Source organism: Amphritea opalescens, assembly GCF_003957515.1.
GTDB lineage: Bacteria > Pseudomonadota > Gammaproteobacteria > Pseudomonadales > Balneatricaceae > Amphritea > Amphritea opalescens.
In genome coordinates, this window is sequence record NZ_RQXW01000007.1 from 167,042 (window position 1) to 193,584 (window position 26,543).

Genomic DNA, 26,543 nt, shown 5'->3' on the forward strand with positions numbered 1-26,543 from the left:
TGTTCAATCAGTCGCTCGACAGAGTGATGTAATATAGGAATGCCCGCGTTGCAAAGTTCAAGGTTATGGCTCCATATAAAAAAGACCCTTTTTTTATATGGGTTAGTGATTGCGATCCCTGCGCGGGACAGGCAAAATAGTCAGTCATTTTTTACGAGGAAGACAGCGCTTTAATGGAAATTCGTGCATTTTTTGCGCTGGCCCTGCCGGGTTCTGTGGCTCGATGGTTGGCAGATTACGCTGATACTCTGTGTCAGTATGACAAGCAGATAGAAGTAAACTGGGTAGATGCTGAATCCTATCACTTGACGCTGTGTTTCTTGGGAGAGATCTCCCTCGCGCAGATCGATCAGTTAGAGGACATTACCCGTCGTAAGTTATCGGAAGTGCGCTCATTTCAGGTGCACATTGATACGGCTGGCTATTATGCGGTGAGTCAGCAGTTATCCGTGATTGCGGCGATGGGTCATGACGATGAAGAGCTGAATGGTCTCAATCGGGCGATGATGGAGATCGCTTTGGAAGCGGGTATCGAGTTTAAAGAGGAAGATTTTAAACCCCATATCACCCTAGGGCGGCTGCCCGCTAAAAATAAATTTATACCGCCACCCGAGTGGCCATCATTGGATCTTTTTAGTCTGGCTGATTCAGTGATCCTGTTCCAGAGTAGACCGGGCGAACGCGGTTCTATATATACACCGCTGTTTGAAATTCCCTTGCAGGATATGGCCTAAGCCAGCTGCAAAATCTAAATTATCAACGTAGTGAATCATGTTTAAACCAGAACTCCTCTCGCCAGCAGGAACGCTGCGCAATATGAAGTACGCCTTCGCTTATGGTGCCGATGCGGTGTATGCCGGTCAGCCCCGTTACAGTCTACGGGTACGTAATAACGATTTTAATCTGGATAACCTGCGTGAGGGGATTGAAATCGCCCACGGACAGGGGAAAAAACTGTATGTGGCCAGTAATATCATGCCCCATAACAGTAAGCTGAAAACCTACATTGATGATCTGCGTCCGGTGATTGAGATGGGGCCGGATGCGCTGATTATGTCGGATCCTGGTTTAATCTTGATGGTGAAAGAGCAGTGGCCGGATGTGCCTATTCATCTGTCGGTGCAGAGTAATACCATGAACTGGGCCAGCGTTAAGTTTTGGCATCAGGCTGGGATTGAGCGGATTATTATGTCCCGTGAGTTGTCCCTCGATGAGATCGCCGAGATTCGTGAGAAGTGTCCGGAGATTGAGTTAGAGGTCTTTGTTCATGGTTCACTCTGTATCGCTTATTCTGGCCGCTGCTTGTTATCCGGTTATATCAATCACCGTGATCCAAACCAAGGCACCTGCACGAACTCCTGTCGCTGGAAATATGATGCTCATGAAGCGACTCAGAGCGACAATGGCGATCTGATCCCCGTACAGAATTTCGATCCAAACGAAGCGCCAGTACAACCGGCGTTGGGTGAAGGTGAGCCGACCAACAAGATGTATCTGTTGCAGGAAGAAACCCGTCCCGGTGAGTTTATGCCTGCGTTTGAAGATGAGCACGGCACCTATATCATGAACTCGAAAGATCTACGGGCGGTTCAGCATGTCCATAGACTGGCGGAGATGGGCATACACTCGCTTAAAATCGAAGGGCGGACCAAGTCCCATTATTATGTGGCACGGACCGCACAGGCCTATCGTAAGGCGATTGATGATGCCGTTGCGGGACGTCCGTTCGATATGCGCTTGATGGATACCTTGGAAAATCTCGCAAACCGAGGTTATACCGAAGGGTTCTATCGACGCCATGTGCATGATGAATATCAGAACTATGAAACCGGCAACTCTGTGGGTGTACATCAGCAGTTTGTTGGTGAAGTGATTGGCCAAGATAAGCAAAAGGGCACGCTGGATATCGAAGTGAAGAACCGCTTTATGGTGGGTGACACACTGGAATTGATGACGCCCTCCGGTAATCGTAAATTCAAATTGGAACACCTCGAAAACCTTAAGGGTGAAGTGCGTGATTGCGCGCCGGGTTCTGGCCATAAAGTGCGTTTGCCCTTGGATATCGATGTTGATCTGGAGTATGCATTGTTAATGCGGGATCTACCGAATGCACCCGCCCATGAGAATGGTCAGTAAGTAGTGGCATGTAATTGTGAAAAGGTATCCTGAGATACCTTTTTTTTGCGTTGTTTTTTTTAGTATTGATGATCGTTTATTCGAGTACGGTTGGGGTTGATGAAATACGATAAGTACTCACTGGGTCGGGCTTTACGACCTTTTTCTTTTTCGGTGGCGTTGATTACCTGTTTAGTGGGTATCCTGAGTGCGGCCGATCAGTCGGGGTTTAGCTACCCGGTGGCTTCGCTGATTTTACTGGGAGCATTGCTGTTGCAAGCCTCGGTGAATCTCATTAATGATCATGCCGATCTGCACTACCTGACGGATACCGTGGCTCGGGCCAAGATTATACGTAATTTTAGGCTGGGGTTGGGCTGTCTGCTGCTGTCGGCGGCGGTGGGTATCTATCTGATCAGCTATGCGGGGTTGGGCCTGTTAGCATTGCTCTTGGTTGGCTTGGCGGGGGCGCTGGGCTATACCGTCGAGCCGATTAACTTCAAGCGCAGAGGACTAGCCGTCGTGCTGGTGTTTTGGTTGATGGGCGTGCTGATGGTGTGCGGCAGTTACTATATTCTTGCCGGTGAGATCAATTGGTTGATCTTCTGGCGCTCGGTGCCGGTGAGCCTGATTAGTTCATTGTTATTACTGGCCAACGAAATCCGTGATGTCACCAGTGATCGGGACGAGGGGATTCACACCTTAACCGTGAGGCTAGGGCTGCGCCGTGCACGCATGTTGTATCTAATGTTGTTGGCCAGTGTAGTTGTTATTGCCGGAGTGCTCTTGAGCCTTGGGGTTATCTCGGGTTTCTGGTGGTTGGCGAGCCTACCGATGATCGCTTGGTTATACAAACAGCAACAAGATGAACGTGGACGGGCATCGTTACCGCCAGCCAGTGGCCGATTCTTTATGCTGTTTGGGTTGTTGTATTGCCTGAGTCTGTAGCTGAGTCAATGGTGTGATGCGGGCTATTCGTCCTGCTTGTTTTTGGGGTAGGGCTTAATACTAAGGCCGAGCACCGCCTGTGGATTAAATTAGTGTATAATTTCGCAGCAACTTTATAGCGCGGTGTAGAAACTTACCAGCGGCGTGCACAGTTTTACCGAACGATAGATAGAACAACGAATAAAGAGCTTATGTTGCGTGTTATCTCATAAGCTTTATCAACAGGGTTAAGGGTTACGCAGATAACCCTCGGCCAAGACAAGAGCCTGAAATTGCGGAGTCAATAATGAGCGTAATTCGCCAAGACGATTTCATCAGTAGCATTGCAGATTCGCTGCAGTTTATCTCCTACTACCACCCGATCGATTTTATTCAGGGCGTGCATGAAGCCTACCTGAAAGAGCAGAACCCAGCGGCGAAAGACGCGATGGCTCAGATCTTGATCAACTCGCGTATGTGTGCCGAAGGCAAGCGTCCGATCTGTCAGGATACCGGTATTGTGACCGTCTTTCTGAAAGTCGGTATGAACGTGACCTGGGACGCTCAGATGAACGTGACCGATATGGTTAACGAAGGTGTTCGTCGGGCGTATACCAACCCCGACAACGTGCTGCGTGCGTCTATTCTGGCAGACCCTGCCGGTAAGCGTCAGAACACAAAAGATAATACTCCCGCTGTGATTCACTACGAAATCGTTGAAGGCGATGAAGTCGAAGTGCATGTGGCTGCGAAAGGTGGCGGCTCTGAAAACAAATCTAAGATGGCGATGTTGAATCCATCTGACAGCATTGTTGATTGGATCGTGAAAACGGTACCCACCATGGGAGCTGGCTGGTGTCCGCCGGGCATGCTGGGTATCGGTATTGGTGGTACGGCTGAAAAAGCCGCTGTGATGGCGAAAGAGTCTCTGATGGACCCGATCGATATCCATGAGCTGCGTGAACGCGGTCCACAAAACCGAGTTGAAGAGCTGCGTCTGGAGATTATGGATGCGGTTAACGGCTTGGGTATCGGTGCACAGGGGCTTGGCGGTCTGACCACCGTGCTGGATGTGAAGATCATGGATTATCCAACCCATGCGGCATCATTGCCGGTGTGCATGATTCCGAACTGTGCGGCAACCCGTCATACTCACTTTACCCTGAACGGTAGTGGTCCGGCTGTGCTGACACCACCGAGCCTTGATGAATGGCCAGAAGTGACCTTCGAGGTGGGATCCAATACCCGTCGCGTCGATCTGGATACCATCACGCCAGAAGATGTGCTGAGCTGGGAACCCGGTGAAACGGTACTACTCAACGGTAAAATGTTGACCGGTCGTGATGCGGCGCATAAACGTATGGTTGAGATGCTGAATAACGGTGAAACCCTGCCGGTTGACCTGAAAGGTCGCTTTATCTATTACGTTGGGCCGGTTGATCCAGTACGCGATGAAATTGTTGGGCCTGCAGGTCCAACCACAGCAACCCGTATGGATAAGTTCACCCGTCAGATTATCGAAAGTACTGGTTTGTTGGGTATGATTGGTAAATCAGAACGTGGTCCGGTGGCGATTGATGCGATCCGTGATAACAAAGCGGTGTATCTGATGGCCGTAGGCGGTGCTGCTTACTTGGTGTCTAAGGCGATCACTAGCTCTAAGGTTCTGGCTTTCCCCGAAATGGGCATGGAAGCGATCTATGAGTTCGAAGTGAAGGATATGCCGGTTACCGTGGCTGTTGATAGTAATGGTATCTCGGTGCATAACACAGGCCCAGCGAAGTGGAAGAAGATCATTGCTGAGCAGGTCTAATCTTTAAGTTGCACTATAAAACGCGGCCTTGGTCGCGTTTTTTTATACCTGATAGAACCGTAGAACGGTCAACAGCTTTGTTGTTGGTTTTACTTATTTCAGAGATACGACAACCATTCGGTCTCACCTGAGTTGAGCGCAGTATTGGTCAACGGCTTGATAATAAAATTGGTACGGCGATCGACGCGCCATAAGGGGTTCTGCCCTGTTTGACCGGCGATATGATCTTCATCAGTACAGCGGGAGTGATTCCCGCTGTTTTTTCTATTCAGTTAGCCTTAGCCTAATTAAGTTAGGCGCATTTAGTGGCTTTGCTTAGACGGCTTTTGATCGCCATATAGCGCGGCATCGGACCGACGTCTTCGTACACTGGGTCGCCTTCCTCCATGCGGATGATTTTACTGCCAGCGCGGTACGGCATTTTTTCTTCGACATCCAGTAAAACGGTATGCAGTAACTCTGCAACCAGTTCCTCTTCTGATAGATGAAACAGCTCAGCTAAGGCCTGTACTTTCAGCTTGTCCTCTTCATTGATCGCAAAATGACAATCCACCAATTTGCGCTTCTCGGTTGACTGCTCTTCCAGTGTGTTCAGAAGATGGGCCACATGGTTATTGGGCATGGTCTTGTTCCCCTTTTTATACTGTCCTATGTAAGATAGTTGACAGAAATAGTTGGGTAAATGCTGAATTCAAAAAAATCAACGTATTACCGACAGTTGGTTTTCATTACTATATAGCGGCATTATGACTTTAAACTGAATGTTTGAATTAATTGAGAGGGAAAAATGGCTGAGATTCGGGTGGTAGTGGGTTCAACATACGGTAACGCGAGCCTGATAGCAGACGATTGTACCGATCAACTCAAGCGGCTCGGCCATCAGGCAACGCTATTGAGTAATCCGACCTATGAGCAGGTGGCTCTAAACCCCGATGTGATTTTAATCTGCACGGCGACAATAGGGCAGGGTGAAGTGCCGGTTAACTTGCAGCCGCTCTATGATGACTTAAGCAGCCGTCAGCCAGACTTTTCCGGCGTACGCTTTGGGTTGATCGCCTTGGGCGATAGCTCCTATGAAACCTTTGCTGAAGGCGGAAAACAGATGAATGAGTTGATGCATGACTTAGGTGCCAAGCCTGTTGGTCAGCCTCTGTTTATCGATAGCTGCGAAACGCCGGACCCAGACGAGGCCGCGGCGCAGTGGATCGATCAATGGTCCGTTAAACTGTAGCGCTTAACCCCATCATCGGCGGGCGTTAGTCCGCCTTTTTTAAAGGCACATCACTTTTAATAGCTTGATCGTAGTTCCTGTCATAGACGATTCGCTCCCTTGGTTGATACTGACTTGAGAACAGATCTTTACGTTCATCAATAATATCGCTGTCTATCGACATTAAGCTAAGAGAGTAGTGGAAAAACTCATCCAACATCGCCGGTTGTGAGCGGTTGTCTTTGAGTGTTTCGATCTTTTTCGCATTGGTTTGTAGATATTGGTCTGAAAACCAAGTGATAAAGGGAATCTCTACCATGGCGGGCGTGATGCTGTTGGGACGATGGCCTTTAAAATCAATACTATTGAAGACCTCTTCGCCATGATCCGAAATATAGGTCAAGCTATAGAGCCCTGCGGATTCCTTCGCTTGATCCGACAGTTTTTCGATCGCCGTGTTGATGATCGTATCACTGAAAAGAATGGTGTTGTCATAGCTGTTGATAACGCTTTTTTGTGAGGATGTCGGCTCTGAGGTATACGAGTAATAAGGCCCAGAACTGAAGTGCTTAAACTCGTCAGGATAGCGTTTGTCATATTTTAGGTGGCTACCCATCAGGTGGATAAAAATAACTTTCTTTTTGGCCGGTGATTGTAACGCCAAGCTTAATTTAGGCAGTACGAGGTTATCAAACCGGTGGGTTTCGTTGCCGTAAAAGTCATTGCTAATGAATAGCGTTTTGTCCGCCATATTACCGATAACCGAGTATGTACCCCGTAGTGGCTGTTGATTTGAAATCCACCATGTCTCAAAGCCTGCGAGATTGGCAGCATCAATAATGCTCAACGATTCAGCAAATTTCGAAGGGTCTTCCCTGTCAGCACTCGTGAGGGTGATTCTCAAAGAGGGGAGGGTCTGTGCATAGTTTGAGAGAATGTTATCAAGGGCAATAAGGTCGTCCCTCTCATCTAATAACGGTGTTGTTTTAATCGGGTAGTCATAGAGCGACATATGCGTCCGAGTGGCAGACTCGCCAATGAAAAACACATAGGTCTGTTTATCATTTAAATCATTGGTTAACTGAATGTTGGTATTAGCAACAAGCTCTTTTCGTTGCTCTATTTCAGTTTCAAGTGACTCTGTGCCTTTTAAATAACCAGGGTAAGCACCAACAATGCCGGGTAAGCGTTTGCCGTATTTATGTTGGACGGCTATACCGCTAATAATCAGATAAGCAAAAATAGTGAAAAAGACAATCGCCGTCGCCCTATAACGCTTCAGCTGAGAAAAGCCTCGAGGTTTAAAGTTGTAAAGAAGGTACAGGCTAATAGAGAGGTAGACCACAATGATCGCTAAGGCTTCAAAAGAGAAATAATCTTGTAAGAATTCAAGCGCTTCATTCGAGTTGGTCTGTGCTATCGCTTCGACAGAGGAGGTGGTGAATACGCCGTTGAATACCACCGCGTAAGCGATATCGATGGAACTGGCGATGGCTAGAAAGACCGCGGTAACGATGAAAGGCCAGCGTGTACGTGTAAGAAAAGCCAGCGACCAAAGCATGACCGCCCAACCGACACGGTTAATCAGTTCTCGCTCAATGTATTCAGAGTAATAAAATTCAATTAAAAACGGAAATATCAGTATAAATAGAAAGGTGGTTGCTGGGTGAGAGATGATTTTCTGACGAGTTAGCATATATATGTCTGAAATAACCGTAAGTGATGTATAGAGTTAAATAAATTAACGCTATGTGGGTAGAGCCGCGATTTTAGCGGTGCGGTGGTTATATTTCAATATAATTACAGAGCTACGATGGTGAGAATAAGTGGCTCACCCGTCAATAGTTAGTGTCAGCAGGACTGAAATGAGGTTAAACCCGAGCGTCGGTGGAGGTTAAAGCGGGGCAATGTTATAGGGTTTGAGAGTAAACGGGCCAGTCGCGAATTCGCGATCAGCCCTGTTAAAGTCGGCAATTCTCAGCCTGATTTATTTAAGTAAAAAGCCTTTCTCTTTCAAAAAGTTGAGCATGTGTGGCCGGGCTTCTTTAATCATCATGCCGGACATCTGTTCGCTCCAAGTCATCTCTTTATTGCCGCCGGTACGGGTTTGGTAATATTCGCGGACGGATTTGTCATATTCGGCGATTGTTTCTTTATTTCCATTGTCGTTATAGCTATCTTGCTTCAGCACCACGTCGACGGGGAGGCGGGGTTTTACTTCAGGGTTTTGATCTGGATAACCGAGACACAGACCGAAAACGGGATAGACCAATTCAGGTAGGTCGAGTAACTCTGATACCCGTGCGATCTGATTACGAATGCCGCCGATATAAGCAACGCCCATTCCTAACGATTCTGCTGCAATAGAAACGTTCTGTGCGAACAGGGCAACATCGACGGTGGCGGTAATAAACTGCTCGGTGAAGCCTGCGTTGATCTCGGCATCATTCATCTCACAGGCCAGTTTAAGGCGCTGCATATCGGCACAGAAGACTAAGAAAGCCGGAGCTTCGCCGACATATACCTGACCGCCGGAACACTCGACGAGCTGGCTGCGCGTATCTTTATCATTGACCTGAATAACGGTACAGGCCTGAATGAAACTGGAAGTGGCCGCGGCTTGTCCCGCCTGAACCAGTGTATTCAGCGTTTCTTGGGGAATCGGCTGGTCGGTAAATTTACGGATTGATCGGTGGCTGTTCAATAGTTCAATAACGGCGTTCATCGGTTATTCCATCTGAATATCGGGGTTGAGGGTATGCCGGAAGGTGAGGTTGATGCGTCCTTCTAGCGGCCGACTGGTTTTTGGCACACTGTGATGCCAGTAATGTTGTAACTGGCCTGACATTATCAGCAGAGAACCGCTGTTGAGCAAGTGTTCTTGTCGCGCAATGCTGTTGTCGTAGCGGTGACGCAGCAAAAAACGACGGGACTGCCCCAAACTGAGAGAGGCAATCACTGGATTTTTACCGAGTTCAGGCTCGTCATCGCTATGCCAGCCCATACTGTCTTGTCCGTTACGATAATAGTTGATCAGCACGGTGTTGAAAGACTGCTGGCTAAGGGCTTCGATACGGCGGCGTAGGTTGTTAATCAGGGGGTGCCAGGGTTCTGTTTGCAGGGCTAATCCTGAATAACGGTAGTGTATGCCGGGATCGCCCTGAAAACATTGTAACCGTGGAATGCTGACTTGTCGGCCAAACATACGGATCTGAGGTTGTTGCCAGCAGAGTTCATCGAGCAGGGTTTGATACAGTCGTTGAGCGGCTGGTGGGTCGATAAAGTGCGGCTCTAGTGATAGCTCACCTTGAGATATCGGCGCGTTCATGTCCCCGTCATTCCTCTAAGAGTTCTCGGGTGGCACTGGCTATCGCCTGAGCGATCGCAATCTGATTGCTCGGGTGAGGGATGGTATTGCAGGAAACCACATCGGCCACCGCGTTAAGTTGAGAATATGCATCCGCGGCAAATATCCCGTGAACGGCAATGCAGGTGGTGCGTGGCATCGCTGCATTTTGCAGGTGGATGATGGTTTCTTGCATGGTGCGGCCACTGGAAATGATGTCATCGACTAAGACGGGTGTATGTTGGCGCCAGCGTTCGACTTCCGGCAGCGTCACTTCGACATCATAATCCCCACGGCGAATTTTATGTAATACCTGAAACGGTGCATCGGCTAGTTCGGCGACACGGGAAACCCATTGTTCGCTTTCGCTGTCGGGGCCGATGAGTAAAGGCTTAGGTATATGGTTTTTGATCCAGTCCGCAATTAAGGGCGCTGCATGCACCACTCGGGAAGGAATGCTGTATATCTCGTCCAGTGAGTGATAACGGTGTAAGTGGGGGTCTACGGTCACGAGGAAATCGAGTGATGCCGAGATCAGTGTGGCAAAGGGGCGGGAGCTGACACACTCGCCGGGGTTAAACTGTTTGTCTTGACGCATATAGGCTAAGTAGGGGGTGATTAAGCCGATTTTGTTTGCGCCCATCTGCCGTAATGTATCGCTAAGAAGAAGTAAACGGAGAATTTTATTATCCGGCTGGTAAAGATTACAAAAAATCACCACGTTATGGTGTTGGCAATCGGTGAGCACCCGCAGGTAACTTTCATCATCAGGAAAACGGCGTAGTTCTATTTCGCCCTGTTGCGCATTTAGTGCTTGGCAAAGTTGGCCGGCCAGTACCTGATCGGATTCAAGATTAATCAGAATGGTTTTCAACGCCGCTCTCCTCAGTGTTTAGGCTAATGATGTCGGGGTGGCTTTCAAGATATTCCACGGCATAGTTAAGCTCGCCGGAACTCTCGGCATGTATTGTGAGTAGTGGATCGTGCAGCTGTACCTGCTGACCGACTTTGACATGGATGACGAGGCCGGCCGTTGGATCGATAGGCGCCCCCGCCAGTTTTGCCACCTGTGCAAGGCGGCGGTTGTCTACCTGAGTGACGCGCCCCTCTTTGTCGGCCATCAGCTTGAACCGATAGGGGGCTTCACCGGGTTGTTTCATGCCGCCTTGAGCAATGCAGATCGCGACAAACTTCTTCCATGCGAGTCCGCTTTCAAGCACGATGGTGGCTTTTTCGAGTCCACAGCCTGCATCGACAACGCCGGCCATTTCTAACATCGTGGCGGCCATGGTGAGCGCTCTTTGTTTGAGGTCCTGAGGCGCATGGGGCTCGTTTTGTAACACCGCCATCACATCCTTCGCCTCAAGGGCTGGACCGATACCGTTGCCCACCGGTTGAGTACCATCGGTGTAGAGGATTTGAATTTTAATCCCTAGTTGCTCGCCGACGGTCATAAAGGATGCGGTCAATTTTTCCGCAGCCTGTTGTGTGCGGACCTTAGCGGTAGGCCCAACCGGAATGTCGATTAAGACATGGGTTGCCCCTGCGGCTATTTTTTTCGACAGTACCGATGCGATTAACTGGCCTTCGCTGTCGATATCGAGGGCTCTTTCAACCTGAATTAAGATGTCATCTGAGGGGCTCAAACGAACCGAGCCACCCCAGGCTAGGCAAGCGCCTTCCTGTTTTACCACCTGTTTCATCTGTTCGAGTGACAGGCTCACTTCCGTCATGGTTTCCATGGTGTCAGCGGTGCCGGCAGGGGAGGTGATCGCGCGGGATGAGGTCTTCGGCATGGTTAAACCACTGGCCGCCAGAATCGAGACCACGATCGGGGTGGTGCGATTTCCCGGTAGGCCGCCGACACAGTGTTTATCGATCACCATCGGCTGGCCCCAGTCGATACGGCTGCCGGAGTCAATCATCGCGCGGGTGAGGGCGATGATTTCGGTATCACTGAGTTTGTCATCGCCACAGGCGGTGATAAAGGAGGCGATATGAACATCGGCATAGCGTCCCGCAACGATGTCGTTAATGATCTCCTGAAACTGCTGTTTATTGAGGGTGTGGCCATAGACCTTGGCGCGCACATGGGAGAGGGATTGCACGGGTTTAGGGTGCGATAACCAGACGTTGTCATCGTTATTCAGTTGTAGCCGTAACCAAGCGGATTCAGAAAAACCGATCTGCCCCCGACGTAGCATTTCGCCCGTGATGATGTTCAGAGTAGCAATGATTTTACAATGTTCGGTGTGCACCAACACCCGCGACAGGGCGGAAAAACCTTCTGAACGACAGACGGGGCTGTCCGCTCTGAGATAGATGATGGGTTCTTGGCGGGTGTCGATACCCAGCCGGCGCGCCTGTAGTGTGGTCGCTCGTTCAGGGGTGGAAATCATCTTTGCTTTGCTCCAATCCAGCCGGAAAGGTGAGGGTCTGGTTGCCCATTCAAATAAGGTCTTTTAGTGTGTTTATAGCAGAGAATATTATCCTCTGTACATGCCATCACTACTTTTATTGCTGAACATAGGTATGCCGTCAGCATCTTAATCCATACAGTGGCGTGCGGATAGCTGATAGAATATGGCCACTTCAAAATAGACAGACTAAGTAGGATATCATGGAACGTAGATTCAGATTGATATTGGCTTGCCCAGACCGACTGGGCATTGTGGCAATGGTAAGTAATTTTATATCTAGCCATGGCGGCTCTATTGCAGATGCCAATCAGCATTCAGATAACTCGACCGGCTGTTTTTTTATGCGGGTAGAAATCGTCATGGCCGCTGGTGGTTTCGACCGCGAGCAGCTGATAGAACAGTTTACGCCGATTGCACAATCCTTTCAGATGCGCTGGGAGATAAACGACGTCGCGATACCTAAAAAAGTGGTATTGATGGCCAGCCGTGAATCCCATTGCCTTGCCGATCTTCTGTATCGTTATCATGAAGGTGAACTCGATTGTGAGATCCCCTGTGTTATTTCCAATCACGATGATCTGCGTGACATGGTGGAGTGGCATGGTATCCCTTATCACCATGTGCCGGTGGATAAAGACGATAAGCAGCCTCACTTTGACCGAGTGCATCAGTTGATTGTTGAGCATCAAGCCGATGTGGTGGTATTAGCCCGCTATATGCAAATTTTACCGAGCAGCGTTTGCGATATTTATCGACATCGTATTATTAATATTCACCACAGCTTCCTACCGTCATTTGCGGGCGCTAAGCCTTATCATCAGGCCCATGAGCGGGGTGTGAAATTGATCGGCGCCACTTGTCACTATGTGACAGAAGAGTTAGATGCGGGCCCTATTATTGATCAAGATGTGGTGCGGGTGAGTCATCGGGATCAACCTCAGGAGATGGTGCGTCTGGGTAAAGATGTCGAGAAAACCGTATTGTCACGGGGATTACGTTGGCATCTGGATGATCGAGTGCTGGTGCACGGTAATAAAACGGTTGTCTTTAACTGATTGTTAACGGGCCTGCATAGGCCCTTTTTATAGGCCCTTTTTAATCTAAGCGCTCGATATTCAACTCATTGATAGACCTCGGACAGTGTTTTATTGCATTCCTCAGGCTAAGATTAAGTCACTATAAGCGCCGGTATCACCGGCCTGTTTGGCTATCTAATACCCTGTTGGAGGATTCTTGATGATGCGATCTGTTAAAGCCAGTGATTACATGGCGACACAACTGATTACCTTTACTCCCGACACCGATCTATTTGAAGCGATAAATCAGCTGTTAGAACATCGGATTACCGGGGCCCCTGTGCTGGGTAGAGAGGGTGAAATCGTTGGGCTGCTGTCCGAGGCGGACTGTCTGAAGGCGATTCTGACACTGACCTATCATGAAGAAGAGGTGGGTGGCCGAGTAGGCGATCATATGTCCACTGAAGTCTTTACCATCAACCATGACGCCGACATCATTTCGGTGGCGGAAGAGTTTATTACCAACAAAAGACGTCGCTTGCCAGTGTTAAAAAATGGTAAACTGATCGGCCAGATCAGTCGCCGTGATGTGTTACGCGCGGTTGGGCAGTTTGCTCAAGATGGCTGATTGGGTTGGAATCAGGGCTGTTTTTTTAGCTGCTATTCGCGGGTGAACGTGAGTCATTAAAACACTGCCATTGTGGTTTAGTTGGGTGGTTTTTTTGTGAATAACTTTAGCTGTAATGCGGATGCACTCACGCTGTTAGCTGTCCTGTTGTTATTTTCTGCGTTAGATTATTGGAATCATTATGAGTTTCCGTTTTCCGGAAAAACCCGTACTGTTTTATCCGTCGCTGGCACGTACGGTAGGCTCTGATGAAGCGATCCTTCTGGCGATATATCACGATTATATTCAACTGCACGGGTTGCCCGATAAATCGGGTGTGGCCTCTGCGGTATTAAGCCGTTCAGAGTGGCTGTCACTTACCAGCTTTTGGGATGAAGATAAGTTAGCGATGGTGACTAGCAGTCTGGTCTCGCAGGGTTATATACAGGCGTCCTTTGGTCATGGCCGGGCGATTAAGTTAGCGCTGGTTGATGCCGATCAAACGATGTCGCAGCCCGCTGCAGCCGATTTCTCGGCGGAGGCTTCGGCGCCAGAAACTGTGACCGTTCAAGAGTTACCGGTGGTTGAGCAGCCACCCGAACGCAATGAGATTAGTCGACGGGTGCAGCAGGCGCAACCGCGCCGCCTCGGTCCAGCGCCGACCTTTGGTGGCAGCATCGGTTGGTCGAAGAGTCGTCAGGTAACACCTAGCCGACAGACCACGCCCGAAAATGATTTCGCTAGCCGTTTAAACGAGATTGAAGAGAAAAACCAAAAACTGCATGCGATGTTTTTAGGCTGGACGCCATCGCGTACGCTGTTGGATATGTTGCCGCGTCATAATATCCCCGAACCATTTGCCGATCAGTTGTTAGATGAGTTTATACTCTACTGGTTGGATAAAGACCGTAAAGAATCCAACTGGGATCAGAAGTTCCTAGCTTGGGTTAAGCGGGAATGGATTAATAAACAAACACGAGATGCACGCAAACAGCGGGCAGACGAAGCAAATAAAGGTGTAAACCATGAAAACACCCGCCCAGATAATCGGGAAAAGCGCAAGCGGGTTACCGCAGCCATCATGGACATCAAGGACACCGACTGGTGAGTCCGGTGCGGCGACAGACTCCACGGTAATCAACAACGATACTAAAACCCTGATCAATATGCTGTTCGCTCGCTTTATGGCGATTTACGGACACAAGTTTAAAAGCTGTTTCGAAACTCAGGATGAGATCCGTATCGCCAAGCGCGAATGGGCGCTGAGTATGCAGGGTTATAGTGAAGCTGAGCTGGTATCGGCGATCAATCGTTGTAAAGAGACACTGGCATGGATGCCGACTATCTCCGAATTTATTACCATTTTGAACGAACAGAGTGGTGATTTCGGTTTGCCTCCGGTGAAGATCGCCTATGAAGAGGTATGCCGTTATGCGGATCATCCGACTCAGCATGACTGGACTCACATCGCGCTCTATCATGCAGGAAAGGCCACCGGTTGGTTCCGTCTAAGAAGCGAAACCGAAGACCGTGTCTATCCCGATTTTCGCTATAACTATCAGGTGATTTGTCGCCGAGTGCGGGCGGGTGAAGATCTGAGTATTGAAGTGCCGGTCGCGTTGGAAGATAAAAGCGACAATACGCTGGTGGCATTCATTCAGCGTTGGGGTGAAGAACAAAATATCAGCCCAGAACATGCGAGTACCTTACTGTTTTATCTGACAAAGCCGGCTGGCACTGCTGTTCGTGAACGCTTTCGACAGGCGAGCCAGCAACGCGCTGAGAGCTGGGGCTTGAGTGTTAACCTGCCGGATGATTATCAGGCTAAGTTTTAAACTTAATGGTTATGGCACCATCGTTGTGCCGTCGATGGAGCCCCTGCTCAGGGGCTCCTGTCTCCCTTAGATTGTTTTCACCATTGTCTTGATTGGGCTTTTTGACGCTGGCTGAGATGAGTGCTGGCCGGCGAAGATTATTTCTTGCTAGACAAACAGGATGGAATAACGCACATTCTTTGCTTATATCTAATAAAAAGGGTTTTAGCTATGTTTAGCCATGTCATGCTGGGTGCGAATGATCTTGAAGAATCGAAAGTTTTTTATGATGCGATACTGGGGGTATTGGGGTATGGACCCGGCGTATTAGATGCAAAAGGGCGTTATCTGTATCTTAGCGATGGTGGTATTTTTATTATTACCAAACCCATTAATGGGGAAGCTGCCTTTCATGGCAATGGTATGACTACGGGGTTTGCTGCTAGCTCTCCTGAGTTGGTTGAAGCTTGGCATGCTGCCGGTGTTGCGGCTGGCGGTGTTAGCTGTGAAGAGCCTCCGGGTGTTCGAGGTGCTGGTGATAAACAAATCTACTTAGCGTATTTGCGCGATCCATCCGATAATAAAATTTGTGCGGCGCATTTTATGTCTTAACGCTGAGTGGGCGACCCCTTCAGCGATAACCGACATCAACCGGTGAGCATTCTGCTAACCGGTTGATGTCGGTTTTTTAATGCCTGATTTTTAAGGTCAGGTTATTAACATAACGTTTTCAGTGGGGCTTTCAGAGAAAACCATCGCCAAACATTCCGCCAATGGCTTTGCTAAGGGCGTCGCTGCGCTCGAGGGAGCGGAACTGTTGCAGGCTAAGTGCCCGTAAGGTGGGAATAAACATAAGATCGGCCATCACGCGGTTGAAACAGGGTTGCCCAGCGTCATTGTTGGCCAGTGTTTCTAAAAATAGCTGTAGCAGTTGTGGATACTGTAAGCTAGCCCAGCAGCGACTGGCGAGGGCGGCAATCACTTCTGCTTCACGGCCGTATGGGCTTTTTAGCACCTCACTGAGCACGGCGATTTTTTGTTCACTCTCGGGTGTTTGTGAGATTGCCCGCAGCAGAGCGCCGACTTGGTTGGCGGATGCCTGACCTTCGGTTACTGTGGTTTCTAATCGCTGACGAATAGTGGTGCTTAATGCCTCAGCGGGTTGGATATGTTCGATAAAGGTACAGGCTGCCTCTAGCGGAACATCGGGTAGTTGGGGGAATATTTCAGCCAGCTTTTGCTCATTATTGCCCTGTTGATGGCGTATCACATAATCGGCGATACCCTGATAGCCTAAGGTATCCCAATCACTTAATTTGGTTTTGCCATGGAAATACTGTTTCGCTGCGTCATAGTATGAGGACGCCGGTTGGCGCGTTGTCAGCTTGGCAGTAGCGTGAAAGGCCGCCATTTTTTCTTGATCGGGAGTGAAGCTAAAAGGGTTATCCTTTAAAGCATCACGATACTCCGTCGCATCGGTGGGCTGGTCCAGCGGGCCCTTGCCCATAGTGTTGCTCAGGTTCTGTAATAGCCGATTGAGAAAGTCATCCCGTGCCGCCTGTACTAAGAATCCCTGTTCATCCAACGGAAGCTTCAGAAACCAGACCACGTTTTCATCCGCCTGTTTCGGGTTCCACATCAAAATAGCGATCCAAGCTTGATGCAGAAAGGGGGTGGGATAGGGGATATGCCCCATCTCCACTTGACGAAAAGTGTCAGGAGATAACTTGCTAATGCAGCGGCCCATATCGAAGATACGGAACTGTGCTTCAGTTTGACGAATAAAGTCGGTCAGAGTTTCAAAGTGTGCCATGCTGCTGCCTGATAAGGTAAAAACGCTGGCTATTTTAGCAGCGTGGGCAGTACAGATACAGCAACGCTGAGATTCAATATCGGTTATTCATAGAGCCGGAGTCACTCGGCGTCTAACATTGGCGCGCAAAGCAAGGCGATAAATCGTTCATCATTATGGTGTGGGGTTTTATCCACTGTTGTCAGTTTTGTCTGCCACGGGTCAATACGACAATTTTATATTGATGCTTTAATAAGGATGTTGGTCTTTAAATGTCTGCTAATCGGCTGGTCGGGGGTTTGTGTTTGCCTGATGACCCTTCTCATTTAACTTGGATATGATGCTGTTGACGTCGTGTTAGTGAAGCTATTCGATGTTTGCGCCATTCTTTATCCGTTCAAAGGGAGCTCCGTTGAGTAATTTTTTTATCGCCTTAGGTCGCTCGATGATAGGAAGTTTACGTGACCTTCTGCCCATCGTGTTGGTCATTGCTTTCTTTCAGATAGTCGTCTTGCACCAACCAGTACCTGATTTAGTGGGCTTGTTAACGGGGCTGCTGTGTGTGGTGGCGGGTTTAACCTTCTTTGTTTACGGTCTAGAGATGGGGTTATTTCCGATCGGCGAAGTCTTAGCAAATGCCTTTGCCCGCAAAGGGAGTCTGTTATGGCTGCTGGTCTTTGCGTTTTGCTTGGGGTTTGGTACCACGGTGGCCGAACCTGCGTTGATTGCGGTGGCGGCAGAAGCGGCTGCGGTGGCTGCACAGGGAGGCATGATCGAAGCGAGTGATGCGGCTCAAAAAAGTTATGCCGCTGGGCTTCGTTATACGGTCGCTTTTGCGGTCGGCTTGGCGATTGTTGTAGGGGTGATCCGCATACTAAAAGGGTGGCCGATTCACTATATGATCGCCATCGGTTATTTGTTGGTGGTGATCATGACCGGCTTAGCACCCCGTGAAATTATTGGTATTGCCTATGACTCGGGAGGGGTGACTACCTCAACCATTACCGTGCCGTTGGTAACCGCCTTAGGGGTAGGCTTGGCCTCATCCATTGAGGGGCGTAATCCGATGATCGATGGTTTTGGCTTGGTCGCGTTTGCCTCATTAACCCCGATGATTTTTGTCATGGCTTACGGCATGGTGATCTGATGGAGACTCTGTCGCAGTTATTCACTATTTTGCTGGCAACCATCAAAGATGTATTGCCCATTATGGCGATTATCTTTGGTTTTCAATTACTGGTGATTCGCCGGCCGGTGCCTAATCTGAAACGGGTGTTGTTTGGTTTTGTCTACGTTGTGATCGGTTTAGCGCTGTTTCTATTAGGGTTAGATAAGGCGTTGTTTCCTATTGGCCGTTTGATGGCGCAACAGCTGACCGACCCTAGCTTTATTCGTGGTGGTGCTGGCGGTGCGTTACATTGGGGAGACTATTATTGGGTGTATATTTTTGCCTTTGCGATAGGCGCCAGTACCACCATTGCAGAGCCTTCATTGATTGCGGTAGCCCTTAAGGCGAACGAGGTGTCGGGTGGTGCGATAGGGGTGTTGGGCTTGCGTCTGGCGGTTGCCTTCGGTGTTGCCATCGGTATCAGTCTAGGAACCTGGCGAATAATCACCGGTTACCCCTTACACTGGTTCATTATTCCCGGTTATATTTTTGTCGTCATTCAGACTTTTTTCGCGCCTAAGTTAATCGTGCCATTGGCTTATGATTCGGGTGGGGTGACCACTTCAACGGTGACTGTACCGCTGGTGGCTGCGCTGGGGTTAGGTTTGGCTAGTACGGTACCTGGGCGGAGCCCGTTGATCGATGGTTTTGGTTTGATAGCCTTTGCTAGCCTATTCCCCATGATGACGGTGATGGGCTATGCACAGATTACTGAGATGTTGGCTGCCCGCGACAAGCGTAGGCGGGAATGTGATGACAAGCTTAATGAAGAATAGGACGGAAAGATGCACTTCAAATTGTTGTTAGTATTTGTTGAAGATTCTAAAACCGAGCAGGTGATGAAAGCGGCCCGTGAAGCTGGGGCCACGGGGGCGACCGTCATCAACAAAGCGCGCGGTGAGGGCGTGAATAAAACGAAAACATTTCTCGGCTTATCGTTGGAGACCCCCCGTGATGTGGTGCTATTTATCGTTGAGGAACACCTAAGTCGCAAGATTTTAGAAACCATTGCGGTAGTGGCTGATTTTGATGAAAAACCCAGTCAGGGGATCGCGATTCAGTTGGATATCGAAGATGCGGTAGGGGTCGCTCATCAGATTAAAACCCTGACCAATGTTGTTGAGGATGAGTTATGAAGGAACGTACGGTGGTTCGGGTAGAGGATGTTATGACGCATAACTTTGCCATGGTCGATGGTCTCATCACGATTAAAGATGCGATTCATATCTACAAAGAGAGAAAGGTAGCGGCACTACTGGTGAACAAACGTTGTGACGATGATGAGTATGGCATTCTGTTGTTATCGGATATCGCTAAAAAGGTATTAGCCAAGGATAGAGCCCCCGCGCGCGTAAACGTGTATGAGGTGATGACTAAGCCGGTGATTGGTGTCGATCCGCAGATGGATGTGCGTTATTGTGCCCGTTTATTTGACAACTTTGGTCTGTCGATGGCACCGGTCGTGAGCTGTGGCGAGGTAAAAGGCTTGGTGGGTTATAACCAGATAGTCTTGGATGGCTTGCTTACCGATTAACGGAGCAGCCAATGTGTTTTTGGCTATTGGCTGGCCGATGGGCTATGAGTCAGTAGTTGATCTAGGCTGTTAAAATAATCGATGAGTTTACTGCTTTTAATACCGCTGTTGACGACTGCTTCCTGCGCCATGGGCGCCATGTTGCTATTCGGTGGTAAGGGTTGATGCTGTTCGATCATCTGCTGTAAGCGCGGCACCATGATCCATTGCACCCACTGCCAGAAGCTGAGGGTGTCAATGGCGAAGGGTTGAATGCTTTGCAGCGCTGACGCAGGCGGGGGTGTTGCGGACCAAACTGACCAGGCCCGCATCTCCGCTTCTATCTCTAACAATAGCTGCTGTAGCTCTGCATAGGCAGTCATTACCGTTGGCGAGCCTGCTTGAGTGTATCGGCAATCAGGAATGCCAGTTCCAGTGCCTGATCCGCATTCAAGCGGGGATCACAATGGGTGTGATAGCGATCACCTAAGCCCTCTTCGGTGATCTGGTAAGCGCCGCCCACACATTCGGTGACATTCTGACCGGTCATCTCAAAGTGAACACCACCGGCGTAAGTACCTTCTGCGCGGTGTACTTCAAAGAAGCCTTTAACCTCTTTAAGAATGTTATTCACGCTGCGGGTTTTGTAACCGCTGCTGGCTTTAACGGTATTACCGTGCATTGGGTCTGAACTCCAGACGACATTACGGCCTTCCTCTTTCACTTTACGCACTAGGGGAGGCAGTAGCTCGGTAATATTGTCGGCACCCATACGGCTAATGAGCGTTAAGCGGCCAGGGAGGTTGTTCGGGTTTAGCGCATCAATCAGGCGGATGAGTTCATCAGGCTTCATCGATGGGCCGACTTTAACGCCGATCGGGTTTTCAACACCGCGCAAGAATTCGATATGCGCGCCGTCTAGTTGACGCGTGCGATCACCAATCCAAAGCATATGCGCAGAGCAGTCGTACCAACGATCCGTCAGGCTGTCTTGACGGGTTAGCGCCTGTTCATAGTTGAGCAAAAGCGCCTCATGAGAAGTGTATACAGAGGTCTCTTTTAGCTGAGGGGCACTGGTGCTGCTGATGCCGCAGGCTTGCATAAAGGTCAGTGTGTCATCAATTTGATTCGACAGGTGCTGGTATTTTTCCCGCAGCGGACTCTTTTGTACGAAGCCGAGGTTCCACTGATGTACTTTATGTAGATCGGCAAAGCCGCCCTGTGCAAAGGCGCGCATCAAGTTCAGGGTGGATGTAGATTGGTTGTAGGCGCGAATGAGTCGCTGAGGGTCCGGTTGTCGTGCGGCAGCATCGAAAGCGATGTCATTAATAATATCGCCGCGATAGCTAGGTAGCTCAATGCCACCAATGGATTCAGTTCCCGCAGAACGAGGTTTGGCATATTGACCGGCTATGCGGGCAACCTTAACAACAGGGCAGCCACCGGCAAAGGTCATAACAACCGCCATCTGCAGCAGCACTTGAAAGGTATTGCGGATATTCGTGGCGCTGAATTCAGCAAAGCTTTCAGCGCAGTCGCCACCTTGCAGTAAAAATGCTTTACCTTCTGCAACATCACCTAGCTTCTGGTGCAGAGAGCGTACTTCACCTGCAAAGACGAGGGGCGGTAGTTGAGAGAGTTCAGTTTCGACCTGTTTGACCGCATCACTATCCTGATATTCAGGCTGTTGCAGAATGGGTTTGCTTTTCCAGCTTTCTGGAGACCAGTTATCCATCAAAAAAATACCGAGTTGAAAGGAGACTATTTAAGGGGCTTTTATGGGGTCTAGTTTAGCGCTGTTCGCCTTTGCAGGTAAGGGCTGAAAGGAGAAATTACCGGCTTTTGACTTGCTGCTACGGGCATTTTATCGAAAAAGGGGCTGGCGATGAGCGCTAGGCTCATTATCTTATCGGTTTGGCGTTAAGGCGTTAGATCTGCGTTTTGATGTTAAGCCAGACTCATGGAGGTTTGAGGGCTTAAAGCGGATAACTATAGAATAAGCGCATAAGACGATTGATGGGCCGCAGTTATCCGTGAAACTGGTAAAATCGGCGTTTGATAACCTAATAACGCGATAATAATAAGTGAGAGATTATGTCAGAGCAGGATAAGCAGAACGGACTACAGGTACGCACTGAAGTGATGGGGGAGGCCTTTGTTGCCCGTGCGCAAGCCAATACCACGGCGCTAACTGAACCCTTGCAAGATTGGATCAACGAACACGCTTGGGGATCGACTTGGCAGCGTCCAGGGTTGCCGCGGGCTACCCGTAGTTTAGTCACCATTGCGATGTTAGCGGCATTGAAGGCTCCAGCCGAGCTAAAAGGCCATGTTCGAGGAGCGCTTAATAATGGTTGTACCCCTGAAGAGATTCAGGAAGTTCTACTGCACTCGGTTGTCTATTGTGGCGCGCCTGCGGCACAGGAAGCGTTTCGTGCTGCGCAAGAGGTGTTAGATGAGAGGCAGGGTTAAGCTGGACTGAAGGCCTGAATGATCGGTCTGAGTTGATCGATCAGTTGATTCGGAAACTGCCGGTAATCGGGATAGGGTGTGAGAATGATATTATCCCGTTGTAGCAATCGGCCGCTGGCTGCATAGTTGCGTGCCAAAACAGATGGCTTCCCGCTGCTGTAGCAGTTGCTGATCTCGGTAGGTGCGCCAGTCTTGATCCGGCGCTTGTAACTTAGCCAAGATAATAAGGATTTTACGCCAGTGGTTGCCGTTTAAGCTGCACAGGGTGTCGTAATCCCATGGCTGCTGCGGGTCGATCAGCGGTGGTGTGGGTAGGTAGAGCAATGTGGTCGCGGTATCGACATTGCCCAGTGTTTGGCCTTCTAAGGTTTCACCGGTCAGCATATTGTTGGGCATGTTCTATCGTACATAGAGAGTAGGCTCGCGCAGATTAAGCGGATTTAATACCACTTAGATTACGGAAGGTGATCTCTTTGGCGGTGTTAAGAAAATCGACCATAAAGTCGGCATCTTTTTGGTCGTCACGAATGGCTGCATACAGGGTACACCAAACCCCTTTTTCGCCGAGTGGACGGGAGGTGATGTAGTCCTGTTCGATATACTGATGGATCGCCCAGTTGGGTAGCGCAGAAACGCCACGACCACTGGCGACCAGTTGCATGATCATCACGGTCAGCTCTGAGGTGCGTACCTCTTCAGGTTCGACGCCAGCGGGGTCGAGGAAGTGTTTAAACACATCTAAGCGGTGCTGCTCTACCGGATAGGTGATCAGTGTTTGATGTTCCAGATCTTCAGGCTGGATCGTTTTACGGGCGACCAGTTGATGCTGTTTACTCATGGCCAGCACGGATTCGTAAGTGAATAACGGAATATACGCGATCCCATTACGCTCTTCAGGGGCTGCGGTGATCACCAGATCAATATCGCCTCGGGCCAGTGCCGGTAGTGGTTGAAAGCTAAAGCCGGTGGTGAGATCCATTTCGACTTCCGGCCAGTTTTGGCGAAAGTGATCAATGGTGGGCATTAGCCAGTCAAAGCAGCTGTGGCATTCGATACAGATATTCAAGCGTCCGGCTTCACCGCCAGCCAGCCGAGCAATGTCTCGCTCTGCATTGCGGATCATCGGTAATACTTCTTCTGCGAGGGTAAGAATGCGTTGCCCGGCGCTGGTAAAGCAGATCGGTTTAGTTTTGCGAATAAACAGAGAGCAATCTAGGCGGTCTTCTAGGTCTTTAATCTGATGTGAAAGCGCGGACTGTGTTAGATGGATGCGTTCGGCAGCTTCAACCAGACTGCCCGCATCCCTCAGTGCAGAAAGGGTTTTCAGGTGTCGAAGTTCGATCATACTGGCAGGCCTCAGAGTTGCTTGTGTGAACCAGAGTATAGTATGAATTGCACTCATACGGCATATTTGAATGCAATAAGGCCCACCGGAAGGTGAGCCTTATTGCAGGAGATGCGTATTTCGCCGATTATTTACCAGCTTGTATCGCTATCTAGGCGGGCTTAACCAGCAGGAATTCCAGCAGCGCTTTCTGTGCATGCAAGCGGTTTTCTGCTTCGTCAAAGACCACTGAACGTGGATCATCCATCATCTCGGCGCTGACTTCTTCGCCGCGGTGGGCTGGTAAGCAGTGCATAAATATCGCATCGGGATCGGCTTGATCCATCAATGCAGGCGTTACCTGAAAGCCTTTGAACTCCCGTTCGCGTTCTTTCTGCTCTTCTTCTTGACCCATAGAGGCCCAGACATCGGTAACGATGAGGTGGCTACCCTTAACCGCTTCTTCCGGCGTACGGAAAATGCTGACCCGATCGCTGTTGGCCGCAACCAGTTCAGGATTGGGATCAAAGCCTTCAGGGCAGGCGATCTGCAGATTGAAGTCAAACCGTCGAGCGGCATTGATATATGAATGGCACATATTATTGCCATCACCGATCCAGCTGACCGTCTTGCCTTTAATGTCGCCGCGGTGCTCAAGGAATGTCTGCATATCCGCAAGGAGTTGGCAGGGGTGGTAGTCATCGGTCAGTGCGTTGATGACGGGCACTCGAGAGTTAGCCGCAAAGTTGGTCACAAGGTCATGTTCAAAGGTACGAATCATCACCACATCACACATGCTGGAGATAACGCGTGCACTGTCTTCAACCGGCTCGCCACGGCCCAGTTGGGTATCCCGTGAAGAGAGGAAGAGGGCATGGCCGCCTAATTGAGCCATGCCGGCTTCAAATGAAACCCGAGTGCGGGTGGATGATTTTTCAAAAATCATCGCCATGACTTGGTTAGACAAAGGCGCGTAAATCTCGCCTTTGTTACGGATCTGTTTTAGTTCGACAGCGCGGCGAATCAGCTTGTTGAGCTCTTCGGACGATAGATCGAGTAGGGTGAGAAAATGTCGTGTAGTCATAATTTAGAAAACCCGCAGGAGCAGGTTTTTGCTCAGAGTCAGTTATTCGTCAGCCATATAGACTTTGATGATGCGGGATACGGTGTTAACCAGTAATTCCGCTTCGGTATCGCTCATAATAAGAGGTGGCAACATACGTACAACTTTACCACCGCCGGTGATGTTGAGCAGCACCCCTTTTACTTTACAGAGAACTGCTAGCTCGGTACCGGCCTCGGTCAACTCAATGGCCAATAATAGGCCTTGATGGCGAATTTCTTTTACATAAGAAGCGTCGCCGAGTTGGGCGCGAAAGCCCTCGGCGATCTTATCGCCTAGTTCGGCAGCGCGTTGCGCGAGTTTTTCATCGGTAATGGTATTCACCACGGCCAATGCTGCGGCGCAACAGAGCGGGTTGCCGCCATAGGTTGATCCATGATTGCCGGGAACAAAGACTTCGGCCGCTTTACCGCGTGCAAGGCAGGCGCCGATCGGTACGCCATTGCCGAGTCCTTTCGCGGTGGTGACAACATCGGGCAGTATCCCTTTTTGCTGATAAGCAAAGTAGGTGCCGGTGCGACCGTTACCGGTTTGAACCTCATCCAGCATCAGCAGGAGATCGTTCGCATCACAGATATCCCGCAGTTGATTGAGATAATCATCCGCCGGAATAATAATGCCGCCTTCGCCTTGAATCGGCTCAACCAGAATAGCAACCACGTTGCTATTGTTGGCAATAATATTTTTAACCGCATCGACGTCATCGTAGGGGGCGCGGACAAAACCGCTAACCAAAGGTTCGAAGCCCGCTTGTGCCGAACGGTTTCCCGTAGCGCTCAGGGTCGCCATAGTGCGTCCGTGAAATGAGCCATCAAAGACAATAATGGTTGGCGTTTCGATATCTTTGGAATGACCGTATTTACGGGCGATTTTAATCGCTGCTTCGTTGGCTTCGGCGCCTGAATTACCGAAAAAGACATTGTCCATGCCGGAAATCTGAGTCAGGCGTTCTGCCAGTCGTTCTTGATTGGGGATGGTGTACAAATTAGACGTATGAATCAGATGGCTAGCTTGTTCACTGATGGCCGTCGTGACCGCCGGGTGGGCATGACCAAGACCGCAGACAGCAATACCGCTGAGGGCGTCTAGATATTTATTGCCATCTGTATCAAACAGCCAGCAGCCTTGCCCGTGGTCAAAAGCAACGGAAAGACGCGTATAAGTATTCATAACGGGCTGTGTAGACATTGAAGTCCCTCTATTAATCCCTTTATACAAGGCTAGTTGATCGTCGCTTGTATCGGGCCGCCGAACGGAAAAACCAGCAATTCTATTTACTTGCTCGTCAATAAGCAAGAATAGGCAATCAAAGATGAAATCACTTGAGATTAAATGAGCCGACCCCATATAGATGGATATGACGTTTTTCTAATCAGCGTTTATGATCATGACGACGAGTGTTGTTGATTATTTTTACGCAATACCTGAGTAAATTGATCGGGTTTATGCTAGGATTTCTTCATCAAATATTGATTAATGCCAGAGATCTGGCGACCAGTTAAAGCATAGGTAAGTTTATGAGCGTTGTAGATACGATTAAAGAGCAACTTGAAGCCAATGATATCCTTTTATACATGAAGGGTACGCCACGTTTTCCACAGTGCGGATTTTCATCCCGTGCGTCTGAAGCGATCATGTCCTGTGGCGCTCGTTTTGCATTTGTGAATATTCTGGAAAGCCCTGAAATTCGTGCCGAGCTGCCTAAATATGCTAATTGGCCTACTTTTCCACAGCTGTGGATTAAAGGTGAGTTAGTCGGCGGTTGTGACATCATCGCTGAGATGGCGGCTAATGGTGAGCTAAAAGAGCTGATCGATTCGGTTGTCGTTGACGACGATTCTGCTGCCAACTAAAACGGGCGATCCGTATTCAGAACACCTTCT

The 26,543-nt window shown here is 49.4% G+C and carries 30 protein-coding genes; 16 read left to right on the forward strand and 14 right to left on the reverse strand.

Annotated features, from left to right (window positions below):
* The first annotated feature begins 173 nt into the window (after nucleotides 1-173).
* From thpR to EH243_RS09860, 4 genes are all read left to right on the forward strand, one after another.
* Complete coding sequence (gene thpR, locus EH243_RS09845; RefSeq protein WP_126158482.1) at nucleotides 174-734, forward strand: RNA 2',3'-cyclic phosphodiesterase; 561 nt, start codon at nucleotides 174-176, stop codon at nucleotides 732-734.
* A gap of 37 nt (nucleotides 735-771) precedes the next feature.
* Nucleotides 772-2,136, forward strand: a complete 1,365-nt coding sequence (gene trhP, locus EH243_RS09850) for a prephenate-dependent tRNA uridine(34) hydroxylase TrhP (protein WP_126158483.1) — start codon at nucleotides 772-774, stop codon at nucleotides 2,134-2,136.
* A gap of 99 nt (nucleotides 2,137-2,235) precedes the next feature.
* Nucleotides 2,236-3,063, forward strand: a complete 828-nt coding sequence (locus tag EH243_RS09855) for a prenyltransferase (protein ID WP_126158484.1) — start codon at nucleotides 2,236-2,238, stop codon at nucleotides 3,061-3,063.
* Nucleotides 3,064-3,349: 286 nt separating this feature from the next.
* A complete protein-coding gene (locus EH243_RS09860) occupies nucleotides 3,350-4,855 on the forward strand; it encodes a fumarate hydratase (RefSeq protein ID WP_126158485.1) in 1,506 nt (501 codons plus the stop codon).
* A gap of 292 nt (nucleotides 4,856-5,147) precedes the next feature.
* Here EH243_RS09860 and EH243_RS09865 read toward each other — a convergent pair whose 3' ends face one another.
* Nucleotides 5,148-5,477, reverse strand: a complete 330-nt coding sequence (locus EH243_RS09865; RefSeq protein ID WP_126158486.1) for a hypothetical protein — start codon at nucleotides 5,475-5,477, stop codon at nucleotides 5,148-5,150.
* A gap of 165 nt (nucleotides 5,478-5,642) precedes the next feature.
* Here EH243_RS09865 and EH243_RS09870 point away from each other — a divergent pair, with 165 nt between their 5' ends.
* On the forward strand, nucleotides 5,643-6,086 hold the full coding sequence (locus tag EH243_RS09870) for a flavodoxin domain-containing protein (protein WP_126158487.1): 444 nt from the start codon (nucleotides 5,643-5,645) through the stop codon (nucleotides 6,084-6,086).
* 25 nt (nucleotides 6,087-6,111) lie between these two features.
* Here EH243_RS09870 and EH243_RS09875 read toward each other — a convergent pair whose 3' ends face one another.
* The 5 genes from EH243_RS09875 to EH243_RS09895 all read right to left on the reverse strand — a co-directional run bounded on the left by EH243_RS09875 (nucleotide 6,112) and on the right by EH243_RS09895 (nucleotide 11,810).
* Entirely contained in the window at nucleotides 6,112-7,761 is a 1,650-nt protein-coding gene (locus EH243_RS09875; protein WP_126158488.1) for a phosphoethanolamine transferase family protein, read from the reverse strand.
* Between the two features lie 291 nt (nucleotides 7,762-8,052).
* Entirely contained in the window at nucleotides 8,053-8,790 is a 738-nt protein-coding gene (gene nfsA / locus EH243_RS09880) for an oxygen-insensitive NADPH nitroreductase (protein WP_126158489.1), read from the reverse strand.
* 3 nt (nucleotides 8,791-8,793) lie between these two features.
* Nucleotides 8,794-9,393: an alpha-ketoglutarate-dependent dioxygenase AlkB family protein gene (locus EH243_RS09885; protein ID WP_126158490.1), complete on the reverse strand. Its 600-nt coding sequence runs from the start codon at nucleotides 9,391-9,393 to the stop codon at nucleotides 8,794-8,796.
* A gap of 7 nt (nucleotides 9,394-9,400) precedes the next feature.
* On the reverse strand, nucleotides 9,401-10,285 hold the full coding sequence (locus EH243_RS09890; RefSeq protein WP_126158491.1) for a ribose-phosphate pyrophosphokinase: 885 nt from the start codon (nucleotides 10,283-10,285) through the stop codon (nucleotides 9,401-9,403).
* Entirely contained in the window at nucleotides 10,266-11,810 is a 1,545-nt protein-coding gene (locus EH243_RS09895) for a thymidine phosphorylase family protein (RefSeq protein WP_126158492.1), read from the reverse strand. Before EH243_RS09895 ends, EH243_RS09890 begins: the two co-directional genes overlap by 20 nt.
* 221 nt (nucleotides 11,811-12,031) lie before the next feature.
* On the opposite strand from EH243_RS09895, the gene purU reads away from it, so the two are divergent.
* The 5 genes from purU to EH243_RS09920 all read left to right on the forward strand — a co-directional run bounded on the left by purU (nucleotide 12,032) and on the right by EH243_RS09920 (nucleotide 15,880).
* Nucleotides 12,032-12,886, forward strand: coding sequence for a formyltetrahydrofolate deformylase (purU, locus tag EH243_RS09900; protein WP_126158493.1), 855 nt, complete (start codon nucleotides 12,032-12,034; stop codon nucleotides 12,884-12,886).
* Between the two features lie 181 nt (nucleotides 12,887-13,067).
* Nucleotides 13,068-13,475 (forward strand): CBS domain-containing protein, encoded by a 408-nt coding sequence (locus EH243_RS09905; RefSeq protein WP_126158494.1) that lies wholly within the window; start codon nucleotides 13,068-13,070, stop codon nucleotides 13,473-13,475.
* Between the two features lie 181 nt (nucleotides 13,476-13,656).
* Nucleotides 13,657-14,562 carry a DnaT-like ssDNA-binding domain-containing protein gene (locus EH243_RS09910; protein WP_126158495.1) on the forward strand — a complete coding sequence of 302 codons (906 nt, stop codon included), beginning with the start codon at nucleotides 13,657-13,659 and terminating at the stop codon, nucleotides 14,560-14,562.
* The gene (locus EH243_RS09915) at nucleotides 14,480-15,289 is read left to right on the forward strand and encodes a replication protein P (RefSeq protein ID WP_241235044.1); all 810 of its coding nucleotides are present in this window, start codon (nucleotides 14,480-14,482) and stop codon (nucleotides 15,287-15,289) included. The genes EH243_RS09910 and EH243_RS09915 overlap by 83 nt, the downstream gene beginning before the upstream one ends.
* Before the next feature lie 210 nt (nucleotides 15,290-15,499).
* Complete coding sequence (locus tag EH243_RS09920) at nucleotides 15,500-15,880, forward strand: VOC family protein (RefSeq protein ID WP_126158496.1); 381 nt, start codon at nucleotides 15,500-15,502, stop codon at nucleotides 15,878-15,880.
* A 130-nt stretch (nucleotides 15,881-16,010) separates the two neighbouring features.
* Here EH243_RS09920 and EH243_RS09925 read toward each other — a convergent pair whose 3' ends face one another.
* Nucleotides 16,011-17,081 carry a DUF3549 family protein gene (locus EH243_RS09925; protein ID WP_126158497.1) on the reverse strand — a complete coding sequence of 357 codons (1,071 nt, stop codon included), beginning with the start codon at nucleotides 17,079-17,081 and terminating at the stop codon, nucleotides 16,011-16,013.
* Nucleotides 17,082-17,505: 424 nt separating this feature from the next.
* Here EH243_RS09925 and EH243_RS09930 point away from each other — a divergent pair, with 424 nt between their 5' ends.
* From EH243_RS09930 to EH243_RS09945, 4 genes are read left to right on the forward strand one after another with little or no spacing between them, the layout of a single operon-like run.
* A complete protein-coding gene (locus EH243_RS09930) occupies nucleotides 17,506-18,207 on the forward strand; it encodes a DUF1538 domain-containing protein (RefSeq protein WP_206441587.1) in 702 nt (233 codons plus the stop codon).
* Nucleotides 18,207-19,004: a DUF1538 domain-containing protein gene (locus tag EH243_RS09935; RefSeq protein ID WP_126158499.1), complete on the forward strand. Its 798-nt coding sequence runs from the start codon at nucleotides 18,207-18,209 to the stop codon at nucleotides 19,002-19,004. Before EH243_RS09930 ends, EH243_RS09935 begins: the two co-directional genes overlap by 1 nt.
* A gap of 9 nt (nucleotides 19,005-19,013) precedes the next feature.
* Nucleotides 19,014-19,364, forward strand: coding sequence for a P-II family nitrogen regulator (locus EH243_RS09940; RefSeq protein WP_126158500.1), 351 nt, complete (start codon nucleotides 19,014-19,016; stop codon nucleotides 19,362-19,364).
* Nucleotides 19,361-19,762 carry a CBS domain-containing protein gene (locus tag EH243_RS09945; RefSeq protein ID WP_126158501.1) on the forward strand — a complete coding sequence of 134 codons (402 nt, stop codon included), beginning with the start codon at nucleotides 19,361-19,363 and terminating at the stop codon, nucleotides 19,760-19,762. The genes EH243_RS09940 and EH243_RS09945 overlap by 4 nt, the downstream gene beginning before the upstream one ends.
* A 23-nt stretch (nucleotides 19,763-19,785) precedes the next feature.
* On the opposite strand, the gene EH243_RS09950 is transcribed toward EH243_RS09945, so the two are convergent.
* Together EH243_RS09950 and EH243_RS09955 are read right to left on the reverse strand one after the other, a co-directional pair.
* Nucleotides 19,786-20,124, reverse strand: coding sequence for a YqcC family protein (locus EH243_RS09950; RefSeq protein ID WP_126158502.1), 339 nt, complete (start codon nucleotides 20,122-20,124; stop codon nucleotides 19,786-19,788).
* Nucleotides 20,124-21,476 carry a class II 3-deoxy-7-phosphoheptulonate synthase gene (locus EH243_RS09955; RefSeq protein ID WP_241235045.1) on the reverse strand — a complete coding sequence of 451 codons (1,353 nt, stop codon included), beginning with the start codon at nucleotides 21,474-21,476 and terminating at the stop codon, nucleotides 20,124-20,126. Before EH243_RS09955 ends, EH243_RS09950 begins: the two co-directional genes overlap by 1 nt.
* Before the next feature lie 359 nt (nucleotides 21,477-21,835).
* Between EH243_RS09955 and EH243_RS09960 the strand changes: the two genes are divergently transcribed.
* The gene (locus EH243_RS09960) at nucleotides 21,836-22,213 is read left to right on the forward strand and encodes a carboxymuconolactone decarboxylase family protein (protein ID WP_126158504.1); all 378 of its coding nucleotides are present in this window, start codon (nucleotides 21,836-21,838) and stop codon (nucleotides 22,211-22,213) included.
* On the opposite strand, the gene EH243_RS18895 is transcribed toward EH243_RS09960, so the two are convergent.
* The 5 genes from EH243_RS18895 to EH243_RS09980 all read right to left on the reverse strand — a co-directional run bounded on the left by EH243_RS18895 (nucleotide 22,210) and on the right by EH243_RS09980 (nucleotide 25,848).
* Nucleotides 22,210-22,350, reverse strand: a complete 141-nt coding sequence (locus tag EH243_RS18895; RefSeq protein WP_420897535.1) for a DUF6942 family protein — start codon at nucleotides 22,348-22,350, stop codon at nucleotides 22,210-22,212. The genes EH243_RS09960 and EH243_RS18895 overlap by 4 nt on opposite strands.
* The gene (locus EH243_RS09965; protein ID WP_126158505.1) at nucleotides 22,304-22,609 is read right to left on the reverse strand and encodes a DUF6942 family protein; all 306 of its coding nucleotides are present in this window, start codon (nucleotides 22,607-22,609) and stop codon (nucleotides 22,304-22,306) included. Before EH243_RS09965 ends, EH243_RS18895 begins: the two co-directional genes overlap by 47 nt.
* Before the next feature lie 34 nt (nucleotides 22,610-22,643).
* The gene (locus tag EH243_RS09970; protein ID WP_126158506.1) at nucleotides 22,644-23,558 is read right to left on the reverse strand and encodes a LysR family transcriptional regulator; all 915 of its coding nucleotides are present in this window, start codon (nucleotides 23,556-23,558) and stop codon (nucleotides 22,644-22,646) included.
* A gap of 151 nt (nucleotides 23,559-23,709) precedes the next feature.
* Nucleotides 23,710-24,621: an ornithine carbamoyltransferase gene (gene argF, locus EH243_RS09975; protein ID WP_126158507.1), complete on the reverse strand. Its 912-nt coding sequence runs from the start codon at nucleotides 24,619-24,621 to the stop codon at nucleotides 23,710-23,712.
* Nucleotides 24,622-24,663: 42 nt separating this feature from the next.
* Entirely contained in the window at nucleotides 24,664-25,848 is a 1,185-nt protein-coding gene (locus EH243_RS09980) for an aspartate aminotransferase family protein (RefSeq protein ID WP_126158508.1), read from the reverse strand.
* Nucleotides 25,849-26,177: 329 nt separating this feature from the next.
* Here EH243_RS09980 and grxD point away from each other — a divergent pair, with 329 nt between their 5' ends.
* On the forward strand, nucleotides 26,178-26,513 hold the full coding sequence (gene grxD / locus EH243_RS09985) for a Grx4 family monothiol glutaredoxin (protein ID WP_126158509.1): 336 nt from the start codon (nucleotides 26,178-26,180) through the stop codon (nucleotides 26,511-26,513).
* The last annotated feature ends 30 nt before the right edge of the window (nucleotides 26,514-26,543 follow it).